This window comes from Bacillus sp. FJAT-29814 (assembly GCF_001510715.1).
GTDB lineage: Bacteria > Bacillota > Bacilli > Bacillales > Cytobacillaceae > Neobacillus.
This window is the reverse complement of the sequence record NZ_LMTJ01000013.1, coordinates 73168-89503: the sequence shown is the minus strand read 5'-3', so window position 1 is coordinate 89503 and position 16336 is coordinate 73168. Positions and strand designations below refer to the sequence as shown.

At 44.6% G+C, this 16336-nt stretch carries 13 protein-coding genes and 1 riboswitch; of the genes, 3 read left to right on the top strand and 10 right to left on the bottom strand.

The genetic code is table 11. The annotated features are described in order from the left end of the window. Positions 1 to 279 precede the first annotated feature (279 nt). From AR334_RS26425 to AR334_RS26415, 3 genes are read right to left on the bottom strand one after another with little or no spacing between them, the layout of a single operon-like run. Positions 280 to 2034: a hypothetical protein gene (locus AR334_RS26425; protein WP_066321188.1), complete on the bottom strand. Its 1755-nt coding sequence runs from the start codon at positions 2032 to 2034 to the stop codon at positions 280 to 282. Between the two features lie 33 nt (positions 2035 to 2067). Continuing rightward, a complete protein-coding gene (locus tag AR334_RS26420) occupies positions 2068 to 2796 on the bottom strand; it encodes an OmpA family protein (RefSeq protein ID WP_066321186.1) in 729 nt (242 codons plus the stop codon). 19 nt (positions 2797 to 2815) lie between these two features. Further along, the gene (locus tag AR334_RS26415) at positions 2816 to 4357 is read right to left on the bottom strand and encodes a MotA/TolQ/ExbB proton channel family protein (RefSeq protein ID WP_066321183.1); all 1542 of its coding nucleotides are present in this window, start codon (positions 4355 to 4357) and stop codon (positions 2816 to 2818) included. A gap of 313 nt (positions 4358 to 4670) precedes the next feature. Between AR334_RS26415 and AR334_RS26410 the strand changes: the two genes are divergently transcribed. After that, the gene (locus AR334_RS26410) at positions 4671 to 6467 is read left to right on the top strand and encodes a VWA domain-containing protein (protein WP_066321181.1); all 1797 of its coding nucleotides are present in this window, start codon (positions 4671 to 4673) and stop codon (positions 6465 to 6467) included. A 1703-nt stretch (positions 6468 to 8170) separates the two neighbouring features. On the opposite strand, the gene AR334_RS26395 is transcribed toward AR334_RS26410, so the two are convergent. The 6 genes from AR334_RS26395 to AR334_RS29735 form a co-directional block, all read right to left on the bottom strand. Then, a complete protein-coding gene (locus AR334_RS26395; protein WP_082693122.1) occupies positions 8171 to 9463 on the bottom strand; it encodes a UDP-glucose/GDP-mannose dehydrogenase family protein in 1293 nt (430 codons plus the stop codon). 256 nt (positions 9464 to 9719) lie between these two features. Next, positions 9720 to 10322: a response regulator transcription factor gene (locus AR334_RS26390; RefSeq protein ID WP_066321176.1), complete on the bottom strand. Its 603-nt coding sequence runs from the start codon at positions 10320 to 10322 to the stop codon at positions 9720 to 9722. Continuing rightward, positions 10319 to 11452, bottom strand: coding sequence for a sensor histidine kinase (locus AR334_RS26385; protein ID WP_066321175.1), 1134 nt, complete (start codon positions 11450 to 11452; stop codon positions 10319 to 10321). Before AR334_RS26385 ends, AR334_RS26390 begins: the two co-directional genes overlap by 4 nt. A gap of 6 nt (positions 11453 to 11458) precedes the next feature. Then, positions 11459 to 12196 (bottom strand): ABC transporter permease, encoded by a 738-nt coding sequence (locus tag AR334_RS26380; RefSeq protein WP_066321174.1) that lies wholly within the window; start codon positions 12194 to 12196, stop codon positions 11459 to 11461. Further along, positions 12197 to 13099 (bottom strand): ABC transporter ATP-binding protein, encoded by a 903-nt coding sequence (locus AR334_RS26375; RefSeq protein ID WP_066321169.1) that lies wholly within the window; start codon positions 13097 to 13099, stop codon positions 12197 to 12199. A 486-nt stretch (positions 13100 to 13585) separates the two neighbouring features. Beyond that, positions 13586 to 13726, bottom strand: a complete 141-nt coding sequence (locus AR334_RS29735) for a hypothetical protein (protein WP_156431405.1) — start codon at positions 13724 to 13726, stop codon at positions 13586 to 13588. A 214-nt stretch (positions 13727 to 13940) separates the two neighbouring features. Here AR334_RS29735 and AR334_RS26370 point away from each other — a divergent pair, with 214 nt between their 5' ends. After that, entirely contained in the window at positions 13941 to 14993 is a 1053-nt protein-coding gene (locus AR334_RS26370) for a multicopper oxidase domain-containing protein (protein WP_066321167.1), read from the top strand. Positions 14994 to 15054: 61 nt separating this feature from the next. On the opposite strand, the gene AR334_RS29730 is transcribed toward AR334_RS26370, so the two are convergent. Next, positions 15055 to 15219 carry a hypothetical protein gene (locus AR334_RS29730; protein ID WP_156431404.1) on the bottom strand — a complete coding sequence of 55 codons (165 nt, stop codon included), beginning with the start codon at positions 15217 to 15219 and terminating at the stop codon, positions 15055 to 15057. Positions 15220 to 15268: 49 nt separating this feature from the next. Next, positions 15269 to 15352: riboswitch (cyclic di-GMP riboswitch) on the bottom strand. Between the two features lie 4 nt (positions 15353 to 15356). Here AR334_RS29730 and AR334_RS26365 point away from each other — a divergent pair. Further along, positions 15357 to 16301 carry a D-alanyl-D-alanine carboxypeptidase family protein gene (locus tag AR334_RS26365; protein ID WP_253701376.1) on the top strand — a complete coding sequence of 315 codons (945 nt, stop codon included), beginning with the start codon at positions 15357 to 15359 and terminating at the stop codon, positions 16299 to 16301. Positions 16302 to 16336 lie beyond the last annotated feature (35 nt).

Sequence of the window (16336 nt, the reverse complement as noted above, 5' to 3'; positions counted from 1 at the left end):
CTAACACCATTTATTAATAAATTTATTAATTGGTTGAAAAACATTATTGACACTTTTACACAAAAGAATGGACTTGACTCCTATTGGCTACCCTTTTTGAATTTGTTCATCGGTTTCGGTAGCCAATGGACCTTATTGGCTACCCTTTTTGAATTTGTTCATCGGTTTCGGTAGCCAATGAACCTTATTGGCTACCCTTTTTGAATTTGTTCATCGGTTTCGGTAGCCAATTGACCTTATTGGCTACCCTCTAATATGTTCACATCAACTACTTCAAGTTTATTTTCCAACTTCCGCAATAAACGTCGGTTCCGGATGGTCAAAATCTATTTCAGGGCCGTTTAGGAATTCAAGAACGAAATGGAATTCCCCGGCTTCATCGACTTGTACATAATTGCCGGATTTAACGGTAAATGCGTTGGCCAAGGACACCCCATCCCCACCGTTATAAACATCGGTATAGATGGAGATTTCACCTTGGTCAAATTTTCGTTTTACTTCGGGATTGACTGGGATAAATGCCAGTTTGTCGCCCGCTTTTAGAGAAATCAGCTTCTCATTCACAGGAGTGACCATTCCTGATTCATCCAGGTCAAACATGACAGTTTTTGCATCCGCTGGAGCTGATTCACTTCGGGCAAATTCCTCGATTGTGAATTTCCCATCAGCAATTGAGAGCTTTTTCACGCCCATTTCCTTTACCACAATCACATCATTCTCCTGCTTCAGGCTAAAGCCATAACCGCTCCATACCTCTTCTGCATTTCCATTCACTTGGATTGTAATTGCCTTCACCTCGGAAATCCCCATCGATCCCCCATCAGGCAGGTCAAACACAAGCAACGCCTTTTGCGCATCCTTTGAGGCAACGGTCAAAAACGATTGTACGTAATATTCCTGTTCCGATAAATAGCTCTCATATTCCGGCGATTCCCAAAGCTTTTGCCATTCTCCCTTTGGTGTTACAGATAAAACGGCGATTTTTACAACCCCTGAATACTCATCCCGCTTCTGACCAGCGGCAACGATTGTATATTCTGTGTTCCCCAGTTTGGTTGATGCCTGTTTTATAAATTCCCAGCCAGAAAATAACGGGGCAGCTTTGGATAAATCGGCTGTATTATTTGCCGGTACCTGTTCCTGCACAGCACCATCTGTGTTCTCGGTCTTTACTTCTGTCGGCAACTGCTGCTGTTTTTCCTCTTTGCCTGCCTGCTCGGCATCACGCTGCATCATGCCGATGGTGGCAAAGCCGAGGAGCCCCGCTATCACAGCGCCTCCGAGCCATTTTACCAAGGAACCCTTCTTCTGTTTGACTTTAGGCGCCGGCGACGTTGATGATGAAGGAAATGCCCTCTTCTCGATCCTTGGGACTTCAGCCGTTTTCGGTTCAGGCTCCGCGAAAACAGTCTTGGATGTTTCGCCCTTGTCTACCAACCCAGGCTTCGGGATCGCCAATTGGGCAAGCACCCATTCCTGCAGCTGTGATGCTGTTTCAAAGCTAAGTCCATCAAAATGATGGTCTGGGATTTCTGAATAATTTTTTATAAATGCCAGAACCTGCTTTACATCATCCTCGATTGACATCTTGCGTTCCGGATAAAATATCGTTCTTTCTCCCGCACCATATAAAGCGAGGTCGCCAGTTACCTTGATCCAAATATTAAACCGTGTTAGTTTGCCAAATAGAATATTTTGTTGATGCAAATGGATGACACCCTCGAGGAGCTGGTCAATTTGTCTGCCGGTGAGAACCTGTCCGATTTCTAATAGGTTTCCTTCGGTCCCATCTAATACTACAAATGGCCGGTCATCCCAAACATCATTCCACTTTAATGATGGCAGGGATTTATTTTTTGTAATATGAATGCCGTAGTGGCGGTACACGTTCTTCCAGTCCTCATGATTTTCGGAACCGTTCATGAGACGGAGGATGCCCATCTCACCGTTCTCCTTGTTCTTGACAACATAAACGTTGACATGTTCCCCATTATTCAGTTCTCTGACCATCTGATAGTGTTTGATATCCACCATGTTCACAGCTCCCCCGCGCTGACTAGAAGGACCTTAATTTCCACTTTTGGTTTCGCTTCCTTCATAATTGTTTTTTAGCCTGAACTTAAATTCAACTCGCCTTGACTGTGCTCTGTCCACTACCCCATTGACGATTTTCAGCTGGCTCTCAGACCTGCCATTGGCGGTGATGTCCTTCGTTACCAAATCCTTAAATGGAATATCTCCATCACTTAAAATAAATTTTACCACACTGGAGGCCCGACGCTGCGATAAATCAAGATTATCTATATAATCGCCTACATCATCGGTATGGCCTTCGACGACAACTTCAGCAATTTGGTCCTTATATTGTCCATATAAGGTAGAAAAATAGATTCGAAGGAACTGATGAAGCTTCTCCTTAAATTCTGGCCTAATTACATCTTTACCAGTTTCAAATAAAAGATCATCTTTAAATTTGATGGCACCTGTTTCCTTGTCTATTGATATGCCTAATTGTTTATCTGAGAGCTCTCTTTCAAGGTTTTCAACAATATCTTTTTGAATATAAGATAATGCCTCGATTTGCTTTTCTTTTTCAGCAATCAGTTTTGCCTGTTTATTGATTTCTTCCTGACTTTTTTCCTGCCTTGCCTTACTTTCATTGTTAATCGTGACAATAATCCCAACAAACACAATCAGGACAACGAGCAGGATACTTGATAATAAATCGGTAAAAGAAGGCCAAAAATCGCTTTCCTCAGAATTGTGGTTTAATAATCGATTATATTTTCTCTTCATCGCTCAAACCCTTTTCCTTTTAGACTAATTGCCGTTCATTCATTTTCCCTGAAAGTTGGTCGATGCTTTTTTGTAACACACTCATGCTTTGCTCAAGTGATTTTAACGATGCTGTCGTTCCATTGGTGCCGCTGGCAAAGGTTTGGTTTATTTTTACAATTAATTCATTGGTTTGTTTAACGTGGCTGCTTAGTACTGACAAACTGTTTGCCATCGCTTCATTTGCTTGTGTTTGATTAACTGCATTCGTCTCAATCCTGTTAACGGCATTACTAAAGGTCGCTGCTGTTTCATTGTTATGGGCATTTGCCTCCTTCAACTGTTTTAACAGACCGGCCTGCTCTTTTTTGATTTGCTTATATATGGAATCGGTAAGTTGTTTATGCATCTCCAATTGTGATTCATTTTGCACCGCAATTTGTGTAATTTGTGATGATATTAGCTGAAAAAATCCGTTTAACTCTTTGTAGGCCAGATTTAATGCTTTTCGGGTATCATTAAACATTGCCTGGTATTGCTGTTGAACACTTTCACTCTGATTCATGATTTTGCCAATAACCATGGACTGCTCGCCCAAAACCACTTTCAAATCATTTCTTGATTGTTCAAGCGTCTGCTTCACACCGTTTAAACTGCTGTTTTGGGTTTCAAAATAACCGAATAATTTTTCAAAATCGTCATGAAGCTGTGCGGTGCGTTTCGCAAATTGGCCGGTAATCTGTTTCATGTTCTTGAACATGACGCTCACCTCATCCGTGTTTAGACGAAAGCTCTCATTGTATTGAATAAGGTTATCTGTAGCGATTTTAAATTCATTAGAAAAGCTGGCAACATCCAAGAATGCCCTGCCCATGTTGTGGACAGCCGTTTTTACCTCGCCAATGGCTTCAACAACAAAATAATCAGACGTCTTAAGGTCTTTTTGATAGATGTAGTTTTCTATTTTTAACATCAATTGCAATAATAATTGTTCAGAGTTTCGTATTTTCGTATGCAGATTAATAGCAATTGAAAATAGAATCCCCGCAATACTGGTATAAAACGCTGTATGTATTCCGCCCAATATTTTAAAAATTGACTGATCCAGCTGGGCAGTCGGTTTCAAAGCCGCCAAGGATATCACCAGACCGATAAAGGTTCCGAGTACCCCAAGTAGAATCGCAATTGAAGCTAACGTTTGAATCAATTTCATTTGTTTTACGATATTGATTTTGTTATCAATTTGAAATTCGGACATGAACATCTCAATAAAGGTTGAAATGTTCAATTGGGACTTCGACTTTTCCTTCTTATAGTTATAAGCTCTCCATATTTCCCCGGCTAGCTTATTCAATTCGGGGTTTTTGGAAAGTTCATCATCCTGCACACTTAGAAACTTGAACATGGCTGAATTGCTATCGATGGAGAATTTTGTAATCACTCCTAGTGCTATAAATATCCCCATTACCAGTACATTGGAGGCAATCTGCAAAGAATTCCCCGATGCCATGGTTTTTCCATATAACAATAAGTAAACAAAAGCAGGCACAAACATTAAAACTGTCATTACTAATTTCTTCATAAGCCGAACATCCTTCCCAAACTGGAAAATTAAAGTAATTATATAGTTCAATTTTACCAAATTAAAATCACTAACAGGAATAAAGTTACAGTATTTTCAATAATTTCATTTCGTCAGCAATGGGCAGAGGATAGTTAAACCTTAAAACTTCCACAGTATCTCCTGCAAAAATTGTCGATAAATTATCCCATAGTTTTTGACAACTATTTCAGGAAATCCACCGTATGGATGGTAAAATGTATTATATATAGAACGAATAAAAATACTTTAATGAACAAAATCAAATATGATGTGCTAGTGGAGGTGTACATAGATGCGAAAAAGGTTGGTTACTAGTTTCACAGTTTTTATGGTTGTTTTTTGCATGATCAGTTCCTTTCAGGTTCGTGCTGAAGGGGATGCGGATGTGACTTCAAGGATTGAAGGGGTCCTAGTGGTCGATGCCAGCCGCTCCATGCTGTCGAGTGATCCGAATAATCTCAGCAGCGAAGCGATGAAGATGTTCGTGGACATGTCTTCCGTCAAAGGGGACAAGATTGGCGTCATCGCCTATGGGAATAATGTGGAAAGCAAAATGGACATGGTAAAAATCCAAGCCGAAGCGGATAAACAGGGGATCAAGAAATATATTGATTCGCTGTCGGCAAAATATCCCTACACCGATATTTCGACCGGAGTAACGGAAGCGATCAGCTTTTTGGATAAGGGGCATGAGTCCGGGTACGAGCCGCTTATTGTCGTGCTTGCCGATGGCAACAACGACCTCGATAAAACCAAATCGAAAACAAACCAGCAGGCTGACGAACAGCTTGCCCAGTCAGTCGTCGATGCCAAGGCTAAGGGCTATCCAATTTATGTGATTGGCTTAAATGCCGATGGAAAGCTCAATAAAGAGTTGCTGCAAAAGATTGCGACCGGAACAAATGGCAAGTTTTTCGAAACAAATAACGCCAATGATCTGCCGGGAATATTGAGTGAAATCTTTGCCGCCCACTTAAAGCTGAAAATGGTGCCTGTACAGGATGTAGTCGCCAAACCGGAGTTCCAAGATGTTCCGTTTACCGTTCCGAATGAAAATGTACTCGAAGCCAATATTTCACTCATTTCAGGGAAGCCGGTAGAAGTTAAGCTCGTGGACCCTTCCGGCAAGGAGCAGGCGATTCCGTCCGATTCGATTTCGTTAACCAAGTCTAAGAACTACTCGATGCTGAAGCTGATTAATCCTGTCCAGGGTGACTGGATTTTAAAAGTGAAAGGTTTTCCTGAGGATAAAATTGATATTAAGATGGTATTCAATAATGACTTGCAGCTAAAGACGGCCCCCATTCCGAAAACGATGAAAGCTGGCCAAACAGTTAAGGTTGAAGCGTTTTTCGTGGAAGGCAGCAAGGAAGTGGTGAACAAGGACCTTTATCAATCCTTGAAGTCGGTGTTGCTCGTTAAGGATTTAACCTCCGGAAATACCGAGGAAATCCCGCTAAAAGCCGGAGACAAAGAGTTTTCAGGGGAATTTAAGACGGGTGATTCAGGAGAATTCGCGCTGGTGGTAAAGGCAGAGGGTGACAGCTTCTTCCGAGAGACTCCGCCGCAAAAATTTTCAATCCCTGCAGGAGCAGCTAAGGGCAAGTCGGAGCCAGTCGTTGCGGATGTGAAGCTCACCAGTGAAACTGATTCATACCCATGGATTTATATTGTTGCCGGTGTGGTCGCCGTGTTGCTGCTGGGAGTTTCGACATTCTCGTTTGCCGCGAAAAAACAGCGGGCCAAACGTGGATTCCACGGGAAAATCGTTATGGAAATCACAGACGAGGATACGGGAGTCAGTACCGACCCGAAGGTACAAAGGTTTAAATCGTTAAAAAATGAATTCCATTTACGCCAGTTATTTCAATTGGATCCAGAATTCTCAGAAATAGATCAAATTACCTTCGTCCCTCTGACTGACAACACCTTGCTGCTGCTCAACAAATCCAAATGCACCATAGATATAGGAGGCGAACTCATCGATGCCGAAACAGGCCACCGCCTGCGCCGCAACGACAAACTCCGAATAAAACTGCCGAAGGGAAACAAAGCTATCTACATTGAAAATATAAGTTATGGTGCCTGACACCATTAGCTGACTTATCACTGTATGAACCTTCTTATCGGTGCCTGGCACCATCTGTAACAAATGACTAGTCATAACTCCTGACCGTGTTTTCTCGGTGGGAGTTTTTTATTTGCTTTGATTTGCGAGTAGGAAACATGCAGTTCCTTCTTTAAAAAATGGGCAGTCTTTCTAGCTACTCGTCCGAACTCATTTACAGCTTGATTCATAAGATACAGAAGGTTTGAGGATAAGGAGGGAAAAATATGAGCAGAAAATATAGCGGATTTAAACCTGACGATAACAATTTTGCTGAAGTAGAAACCGTCAGTGAAAGTAGATGCCACGAATGCGGTCACAAAAAATGTAAATGTCATAAAAAAGACAAATGCTCGGAATGCGGCAAAAGAGATTGCAAATGCAAGCAAAAAGTCAAAGTAAATGTTAACGTTAACGCAGCTACAGGACCGACGGGAGCAACTGGGGCCACTGGACCGACGGGACCAACTGGACCGAAGGGACCAACTGGACCGACGGGACCAACTGGACCAAAGGGACCAACTGGACCGAAGGGACCAACTGGACCGAAGGGACCAACTGGACCTCAAGGCGTCAAAGGTGCTACTGGACCTACTGGGCCAACTGGACCTCAAGGACCGACGGGACCTCAGGGCGCAACTGGACCTCAAGGCGTTAAAGGTGCTACTGGAGCAACTGGACCTCAAGGACCGACGGGACCTCAGGGCGCAACTGGACCTCAAGGCGTTAAAGGTGCTACTGGACCTACTGGGCCAACTGGACCTCAAGGACCGACGGGACCTCAAGGCGTTAAAGGTGCTACTGGACCTACTGGGCCAACTGGACCTCAAGGACCGACGGGACCTCAAGGCGTCAAAGGTGCAACTGGACCTACTGGGCCAACTGGACCTCAAGGATCTACCGGATCTCAAGGGCCAACTGGACCTCAAGGACCTACCGGATCTCAAGGACCAACTGGACCTCAAGGGCCAACTGGACCTCAAGGACCNAAGGACCTACCGGATCTCAAGGACCAACTGGACCTCAAGGGCCAACTGGACCTCAAGGACCTACCGGATCTCAAGGACCAACCGGACCTCAAGGACCGACGGGACCTGGAGGTAGCACGATTTATTTAGGTACAGACCAACAGGTTGGCAATAATGACTTCCTTGGTCTTGGAACATCCCAGGGGGGAGCGGGTGGATTTGCGAGGAGTAGTGTTGTCGTTCCACAAAACGCAACCATCACAGGTCTTGTATTAAATATTCGCAACTTTAACTTAATGGCAGGGGAAACCGTAACCGCTACCGTATTTAGAAGTACTGATTGTGCTTCCACTGTGCAGTCAACAGGTGTTACGGCAATGGCAGGTCCTGGCTGCTGCGGTGTTGGAAGCGGCTTTAATGTACCGGTTAACCAATGTGACTTGTTGTCCGTACAAGTTGTCACAAGTACCGGCAGAGCCCTTCCAAATGGCGTAGCCGCAACCATTATTCTAAGGATTCCTTAATTTTGCGAAATAAGGCCATATCTAAAAATAGTCGTGCTCCGGCGCGGCTATTTTCTTTTTTTTAATAAGCGGACGTCGGTTGTGCTGCAGCTTGTCCTGCAAAGCCAGAAATGAAAACTTGCTTTTTTGCACTAAAGGTTCTTGGGCAGCTAAATAACGGAAGGGTGAGCAGACATTACTCACCCTTCCTTTTTTAAAAATTAGCCACACCTAAACATTGAAATCCTAAGCCCTCTAGCTCCGATTTAGCCAACATATTTCTGCCATCAAAAATAATCGGCTGTTTCATAAGTTGCTTTAGTGCAGCCCAATCTAGTTGCCGGTACTCGGCCCAGTCAGTCCCAATCGCGACCGCATCCGCCCCTTTGACCGTTTCCTCCACTGTTTCGCACTGCTGAAAATTCATCGTTCCATCGCTGCGGAACTTCACTACCGGGTCGTGAGCTTTGATTTCCGCCTGCCCAGCCGCCAAATGCTCAATCAACACAAGACTGGGCGACTCCCTGGTATCGTCCGTATTCGCTTTAAACGACAACCCAAGTACGGCAATTGTTTTGTTCTGAAGCGATTCACCCAATGTCTGTTTCATTTTTTCGATTATATATAATGGCTGTTCGTTATTTACTTGGACTACTTTTTCTAAAATAGATAAAGGGCGGTGATGGTCCAGGGCCGTTTTCAGCAAAGCATTGACGTCTTTCGGGAAGCATGAGCCGCCGTACCCCATTCCTGCATGCAGGAAATCCGTGCCAATTCGGTGGTCGAGGCCAATCCCCCTCGAAATATCGTTTACATTTATCCCGAGCACATCACAAAGCCTGGCTAGTTCATTGATATAGGAAATCTTCATCGCGAGGAAGGAATTGGCTGCATACTTGATCATTTCAGAGGCTTTTGGGTGGGTTTCGATAATTGGGCAGGAGAAATTTTGATATAATTCCTTCATGATGGTGCTAGCCTTTGGGCTTGTGGTCCCAATTATGATGCGGTCGGGATGAAGCGCATCCTGGACAGCGCACCCTTCTCGCAGAAACTCGGGATTGGAGACGACATCGAACGGAATAGGAGTTGGTTGGTTGGCTTCAATCCATTTCGTAACAAGCTCCGCAGTTCCAACCGGCACGGTACTTTTTGTGACAATCACTTTATATTGATTCATATAGCGCCCGATCGCTTCGGCGACATTTCGTACATAGGAAAGATTGGCGCTTCCGTTTTCCCCCATCGGAGTGCCTACGCAGATGAAAATGACATCATTTTTTTGAACCGCGGCTTCGGTTTCTTTTGTAAAAATTATTTGGCCGCTCCGGACATGCTTGTTCAAGAGCGCTTCAAGACCTGGCTCATAAAAATGTAGACTGCCGGCTTGCAGCGCTTGAATTTTTCGATTATCAAGGTCAAGGCCGGTGACCTGATGTCCCATTTCGCAAAAAATTAGACCGGTGGTTGTACCGACATACCCTGTTCCGACTATTAGAATATTCAATTGTCATTCTTTCCCCCTTTTACGCATAGCAGGGAATAGGACCGGCTGTCCGGACCTTGTCCTCCCCTTTTTAGTTATTGTATTCAAATCTATAAGGGATGGAAGGTTGTCCGACCAGAACAGGCGGGAAATGGGCCACAAAATCGAACCCCCCACACAAAACAAAAAAGGACCAAAATGGGTCCATATTTGTCCTCGTGTGGAGGACAAATGTCCATGATTGGTGCCTGACACCATTACTAACACCACCGTAGGTTTAAAGCCAGCCTTTTTGTTGGGCGATGGCGGCTGCTTCGGTGCGGTTTTTGGCGCCGAGTTTGTGGATGATTTCGGAGATGTAGTTGCGGACGGTGCCGGATGACAGGTACAGTTCGGCAGTGATTTCTTTTGTTGTTTTTCCTAAGGCGGCAAGTCTTAGAATCTCTTGTTCTTTTAGGGTTAATGGGTTTTCCTCGCGGATGACGTCGATCGCCAGCTCCGGGCTGAATACGCGTTTCCCTGCCACTACCTTACGAATCGCCCCAGCCAAGTCGTCAATTTCCCCGTCTTTAAGCAAGTACCCATGGACGCCGATTTTTACCGCACGTTCGAAATAGCCAGGGCGGGCAAAGGTGGTAAGAATAATCACCTTGCTGGCCGCTGACAGCTTCACAAGCTCTTCTGCTACCTCTAGGCCGTTCAACAGCGGCATTTCAATATCCATTAAACAAACATCAGGCGAAAGCTCGAGGATGGATGCCAGTGCTTCCTCCCCGTTCATCGCCTGGCCAATCACCTTCATGTCAGGCTCCAAGTCCAGCAGTGAACCGAGCGCCCCCAATAGCATTCGCTGGTCCTCCGCTATAAATAAAGTAATCATACCGCTGCTCCTTCCTTCTTAATAATCGGCACGACGATTTCTAAAACCGCGCCATTTTGGTTGCGCAGCATCAACGTCCCATCAATCAGCGCGAGCCTTTCTTCTATTCCCTTCAAGCCGTTGCCAAATTGCGTATTCTTGGGCGGTATGCCCATCCCGTCATCACGGATGACAGCCTTCAGCTTTTCTGCTGATAGATGGATAGAAATCGAACAATGCGAGGCTCGGCTGTGCTTCACTACATTCGTCGCTGCTTCCTTCATGCACATACTGATCATGTTCTGGGTAAATGGCGGGATTCTTGAAAAATCAATGTCCCCATCATATTGATACGTGATGCCGGCAGCCCGTAAAATCTGCTGGATTTCGAGCAGTTCCTCGAGAATGGTAATCGCACGCATATCGGTCACAAGCTCGCGCACCTGCTTTAACGCAGCCCTTGAGGTAACCTCCATTTCCTTTGCCTCATTCCGTGCCCGATCAGAATCAACAGCAATTAAGCGCTGGACCAGTTGGCTCTTTAATGTCAGCAGCGACAGGGTGTGACCGAGGGTATCATGAAGGTCCCGGGCAATCCGAACCCGCTCCTCACGCTTCACCAGCTCTTCAATTCGCTGGTTCGCCCGGTCAAGCTCCTGCTCTAGTTCCATCCGCCGGCTTAAGCTACGAATGCCAAACGGCGAAATCAGCATGATGATAAGAAACGGAACAAAAAACAGAAGTTCTGATGGCGTAAAAAACTTCTCTGTCCGAACCACATGGACAATAAAAGGAAACATTGTCACGAAGGCAAGGCTGATCAGCCCGCGCCGAAACACCTTTTTATCTCGATACCAGCCAATAAAATTCGCAGTAAAGAAGCCCAAAAAAACGTGATTTAAATTGTAAAACATCGTAAAGATAAACACGATGCCCAGTTGGACCGCCAGCCAATACGAAAATCCCTTTTTTTCTATTAAAAAATATAGCTGCCGGTACGATACCAAAAAAAGCAGCACCATCCCATAGCCAAACAGCTGCTTCATCCCTGTTTCCTTCGTCAAATAATAGATTGGGAACCCAAAATAGACGAGAAACACGTAGGGGAAAAAGCCGTATTTTCTTGGGAAAATGCTGAATGATTGTTTCATAGTGAATCACACCGCTTCTTGTTTTCTTCTAATATAGTTTGATAGTAGCATGAGCAGGACCAAATAGGCGATAAGTAACAGCATATTTTTCCAATCCGGCAGACCGCCGCGGACAATTTCCCATGCCCCGCTGCCAAAGTTATAGGACGGAAGCCATTTGGCGATCGCCTGCATCATCTTTGGCATTACCTCAAGCGGCATCCATAAACCGCCGGAAACCGCGAGCACCATATACAGAACATTACTAACGCCCGCTGCTGTTTCCACTTTCTTCATTAACCCAATCAGGGTGCCGATAGCGAGGAAAGGAAGCGAGCCCAGTAAAATCCATAAACCGCTCATCACCCATTCAAAAGCTGTCAGGGAAACATCGTTAATTAAGGCACCTGCGATAAAAATAATCACAATCGAAAATACATGAATCACGCTTTGGCCGACCATTTGCGCCGCAAAATAAACGGTATTTGACAGCGGAGTCGTCCGGAGGAACGTTGACCATCCCTGGGAGCGCTCCTGAACCAATCGAATGCCAAGCGTCATCATCGATGACCCCATGACACTAAATACCGTCATCGACATTAAATAATGTGCCTGCCACTCTGCCTTATTTGGAATATCGGAATTTACTAAATTAGTAAACACATAATAAAAGATGATCGGCATGACAAGCGACCAAAAAACAAAATAACGGTTTCTCAATATCCTGATGATTTCTACTTTGCATTGAATTTGAAATGTTTTCATTTAGATAGCCTCCTTGGATTCACCGGTCAGCTGCTCGAACGCTTCTTCCAGCTTGCCTCGTTCAATTTGAATATCACGTGCGCCAATTCTCTCTTTAAAAAGCAGTTCCAAAATCCGGTCTGTATTGTCCGTATGGATGTAGACGCGGTTATTTTTCCGAAAAATATCGGTGATTTCGCTATGTTGATATAATTTTTCCAATGACTTTTCAGGATCGACGACAAAAGAAACGGACTGCTTGGTAATACTGGCTTTGATTTGCGCAGGCGTTCCGTCAGCGGCAATCGCGCCGTCTTTAAACAGTAAAATCCTGTCTGCCGCATCATCTGCTTCCTGTAAATAATGAGTTGAAAAGATAATCGTTTTTCCTTGTTCCGCCAGTGTCCTGACGGTTTTCCAAAAGCGTTTCCTCGAGGTAATATCCATGCCGACTGTCGGTTCATCAAAAATGATTAGTTCTGGGTTTCCCGCAAGTGCTAGCGCAAAGCTGAGACGACGCTTTTGTCCGCCAGACAATTTTTCCGCGCGTGTTTTTAAATCCTGTGGTGTCAAACCGGTTAGTGCGATGAGCTCCTGAATCGACAGAGGCTGCGGGTAGTAGCTTCTGATTAGCTCAAGGATCTCGTTAACCTTCAAGCCCTGCATCACACTGACCTCCTGCAGCATGGTCCCAATTTTTTCCCTGACCTGTTTTTCGTGAGGAAGCAGGTTAAATAAACGCACCTCTCCGGATGATGGCTTAAGCAGCCCCAAAATCATCGAGATCGTTGTGGTTTTCCCTGCGCCGTTCGGCCCAAGAATTGCCACCACTTCACCTTTTGATATTGAAAAACTTACATTGTCCACTGCCTTTTTATGTTGAAATGACTTTGTCACGTTTTTGACGGTTACTATTGCCTTCATCTTTCCGAACACCTCCTGATTTCTTACTTTCATTGTAAGCCGGAACGACTTGGCTTTTTAGTAAGCAATGTCATCAATATCAGGTGACAATTGTCATTTCTTCTGGCGGTGCAAACCTAAAATGGATCGGTTAGGCGAAATAAAGTCAGAATCGGCGAGATACCTCCCCAGTTCCGCGAAACTAGTCCAGGAATGGGCGAAAATATCGCTTAGTTTCATCCCAATTTGTCGTCATAAATCATGTTGATGAAAGAATGAGGTAGTATCCACAACCCGATATGGCTATCCAGAGTTTATTAACAAGTTTTCAACAGTATCCACAAGGTTATCAACAAATTATTAGGAGTTGTTAACAACTCTTGTTAAAAAAATTAATAACAGAATTTTTAATTACCAACAAACATCAGGATGTTATTCACAGTTCACATGGTGTTATCAACATCTTATCCACATTTCCACTATAAAAGGCCCGATAAATTTCAGGCCTCACTGCTGATCCATTTTTTCCACGATTTCCTTTAACTCGCCGGCATCGCCTTTGGCATTGATAATTTCAAAGATTTGATTCAAGCCTTCACTCGTTTTCTCGTCTTCATTTGTAATGGATTCGCCTTGATTTTTTTTCAAAAAAAACCCTCCTTTTTACGTTTAGAATGGCCATTTAGATGCCGATTAATTAATATTTCCACTATAAAAATATTACTTTGCTCACCAATTCAAAAAATGTTCAAAAAACGGCGCATTTACCGTGACCTGCATCACTAGACCTATTTTAGTGGCAGATAAAATGGAAATGTAAGCATTTACAAAAATAGACAGTTATTAATTGGGGGGAGCTAGGATGGGAAGGTTTACAAAAGTTACAGCGGTAATGTTCACTTCTGTCATGATGTTAGGGGCTTGTTCAAAAGCGGATTTATCTATGGAAAAGAAAGTGAAAGCAAAAACAACCAAAAATGCAGTTGTGGATGTATTCGGACCCCATAAAGGCTTAAACCAAAAACCAACTCCAATGAAAGTAGTGCGCGTCGGTGAGCATGAGGTGAACATCGAAATGACCGCGCAAATTACCGATATCGAAATTTCCAAAGGCGATTTCTACAAAGCCTGGACATTTAACGGCGAAGCACCTGGGCCGGTGATTATTGTCAACCAAGACGATTTGATCAATTTTAATTTGAAAAATATAGACCCAGCGATTCCGCACAGCATGGATTTCCATGCCGCACATGCTGCCCCATCCGTGGATTTTGCCAACGTTATGCCGAATGAAGAAGGAACCTTCACCTATCCTGCAAATAATCCAGGCGTGTTTATGTATCACTGCGGCACAAAGCCTGTTCTATCCCACATTGCTAACGGGATGCACGGCACGATTATTGTAAAACCGAAGGATGGTTACCCAACCGATTCCGCGGTTGACCGTGAATATGTCATTGTTCAGAATGAATGGTACAAGTACAATAACCTCGAGGATTTTACAAACGGCGTGCCTAAATATGCAGTCTTCTCCACCAAAGCGTTAAGAGATGGCGACCTAAACACTAACGGAACAGTTGGCTCGCTTGTCGACAAACCGTTGCTTGCCAAAGTCGGCGATAAAATAAGATTGTATGTGAATAACGTCGGCCCGAATGAAGTATCCAGCTTTCACGTAGTCGGTACCGTGTTTGATGATGTGTATGTGGATGGCAACCCGTTTAACCACATGAAAGGTTTGCAAACGGTGATGCTGCCAGCTAGCGGCGGTGCGGTTGTCGAGTTCACTGTCACCAAGGAAGGCAGCTATCCAATCGTTACCCACCAATTCAACCATGCTCAAAAAGGTGCAGTAGGCATTATAAAAGTCACCAAGGACGGACTTGATGACGGCAACGTGGTAATGTCCCACTAAAATATAGATGGAAAAGGCGCCGGGTTTTGGAATCCGGCGCCTTTTTGTGTTCTGAGCCCGGCTATAGTCTCGTACCGAGCTCGATTACTTTACTAGTATGGTAGATGGCTTTGACCTTCAACTTCTTTCGTAAATCCTCGCACAAGCAGTCCTGCTCGAGCAACTCATGATGGCGCTGCTGCAACAAATGATAATAATATTTTCCCTTTAACAACATTTTCAACACATGAAACCCTCCTCCAGTTTGGTTGACATAAATCGCAGGAGTATTCGTGTTCGGTAGCTGGCTGGCATCGTCCTGGACTTTAGCCCCTTTAGCTTTGCGTCACCACTTTTCAATGGCTTTGCCGTTTCGTACGATTTATGTGTTATAGCAAATATAACCAAATCGGCAGGCATGTTAAAGAGTCTCCAGACCTAAATTTTCTGAAAAATCGCTGTTTGTCTGGCTTTCCTGCTGTTTCTAAGGTTCTATTTATTTTTCCGGCTGTTTTAAAGTCCTCCCTTCGTGTCCATGCTGTTAGCAGATGGACTTTTTTAAGAAGGAAGTATGTTATGAAAAATGCATATACCGCGATCTTTATTGTTATATTTTCATTGGCAGGCTGCATGGGCTCGGGCGCACATAATTTAGATATTAATCACGAAAAAAAGGCTAACCTGCCCCCCGTTCCGGTAAAACCTGAATATGCTAGCAATAATAATGGCAAGGTCAAGGTAGTCACCGCCCCGGATACTGTGCCGGTCCTCGTCAACAAACAAAATAAACTACCTGACGATTATCAGCCGGTTGATCTGGTCGATGCAGAAATTCCGTTTATTTTTAAAGAGGACTCACCGAAGCGGAAAATGCGGGAGGAGGCCGCCGCGGCGATAGAGAAATTATTCGCGGCCGCTGAACAGGAAGGCGTAGAACTGCTGGGCGTTTCGGCCTATCGCTCGTCTGCGACGCAGGAGGCATTGTTTAATTACTACGTGGACCGGGATGGCTACGAAGCGGCCGCCACCTATAGCGCCCTGCCACGGACAAGCGAGCACGAAACCGGCCTGGCCATCGATGTCACCGGCGGCAATGGCAAATGCGCCGCTGAAGATTGCTTTGGCGGCACACCAGAGGCGAAGTGGCTCGAGAAAAACGCCGCAAGATACGGGTTTATCATCCGCTATCCCAAAGGCAAAGAAGCCATCACCGGCTACCAGTACGAACCCTGGCACCTCCGCTACGTAGGAAAACCCATAGCTAAACAAATCATGAACCGCGGCATCACCCTTGAGGAGTACTATAATGTCATGCCGGTTAATAACTAGAACAATACTACTTGTGAATGCATAGCACTATTTCC

Excerpts from the sequence above, each read along its gene's own strand:
- AR334_RS26420 (WP_066321186.1), bottom strand. The coding sequence starts at position 2,796 with ATGAAGAGAAAATATAATCGATTATTAAACCACAATTCTGAGGAAAGC.
- AR334_RS26385 (WP_066321175.1), bottom strand. The coding sequence starts at position 11,452 with ATGAAACAATCATTCAGCATTTTCCCAAGAAAATACGGCTTTTTCCCC.
- AR334_RS26380 (WP_066321174.1), bottom strand. The coding sequence starts at position 12,196 with ATGAAAACATTTCAAATTCAATGCAAAGTAGAAATCATCAGGATATTG.
- AR334_RS26415 (WP_066321183.1), bottom strand. The coding sequence starts at position 4,357 with ATGAAGAAATTAGTAATGACAGTTTTAATGTTTGTGCCTGCTTTTGTT.
- AR334_RS26390 (WP_066321176.1), bottom strand. The coding sequence starts at position 10,322 with ATGATTACTTTATTTATAGCGGAGGACCAGCGAATGCTATTGGGGGCG.
- AR334_RS26425 (WP_066321188.1), bottom strand. The coding sequence starts at position 2,034 with ATGGTGGATATCAAACACTATCAGATGGTCAGAGAACTGAATAATGGG.
- AR334_RS26375 (WP_066321169.1), bottom strand. The coding sequence starts at position 13,099 with ATGAAGGCAATAGTAACCGTCAAAAACGTGACAAAGTCATTTCAACAT.
- AR334_RS26410 (WP_066321181.1), top strand. The coding sequence starts at position 4,671 with ATGCGAAAAAGGTTGGTTACTAGTTTCACAGTTTTTATGGTTGTTTTT.
- AR334_RS26365 (WP_253701376.1), top strand. The coding sequence starts at position 15,357 with ATGTGTTATAGCAAATATAACCAAATCGGCAGGCATGTTAAAGAGTCT.
- AR334_RS26370 (WP_066321167.1), top strand. The coding sequence starts at position 13,941 with ATGGGAAGGTTTACAAAAGTTACAGCGGTAATGTTCACTTCTGTCATG.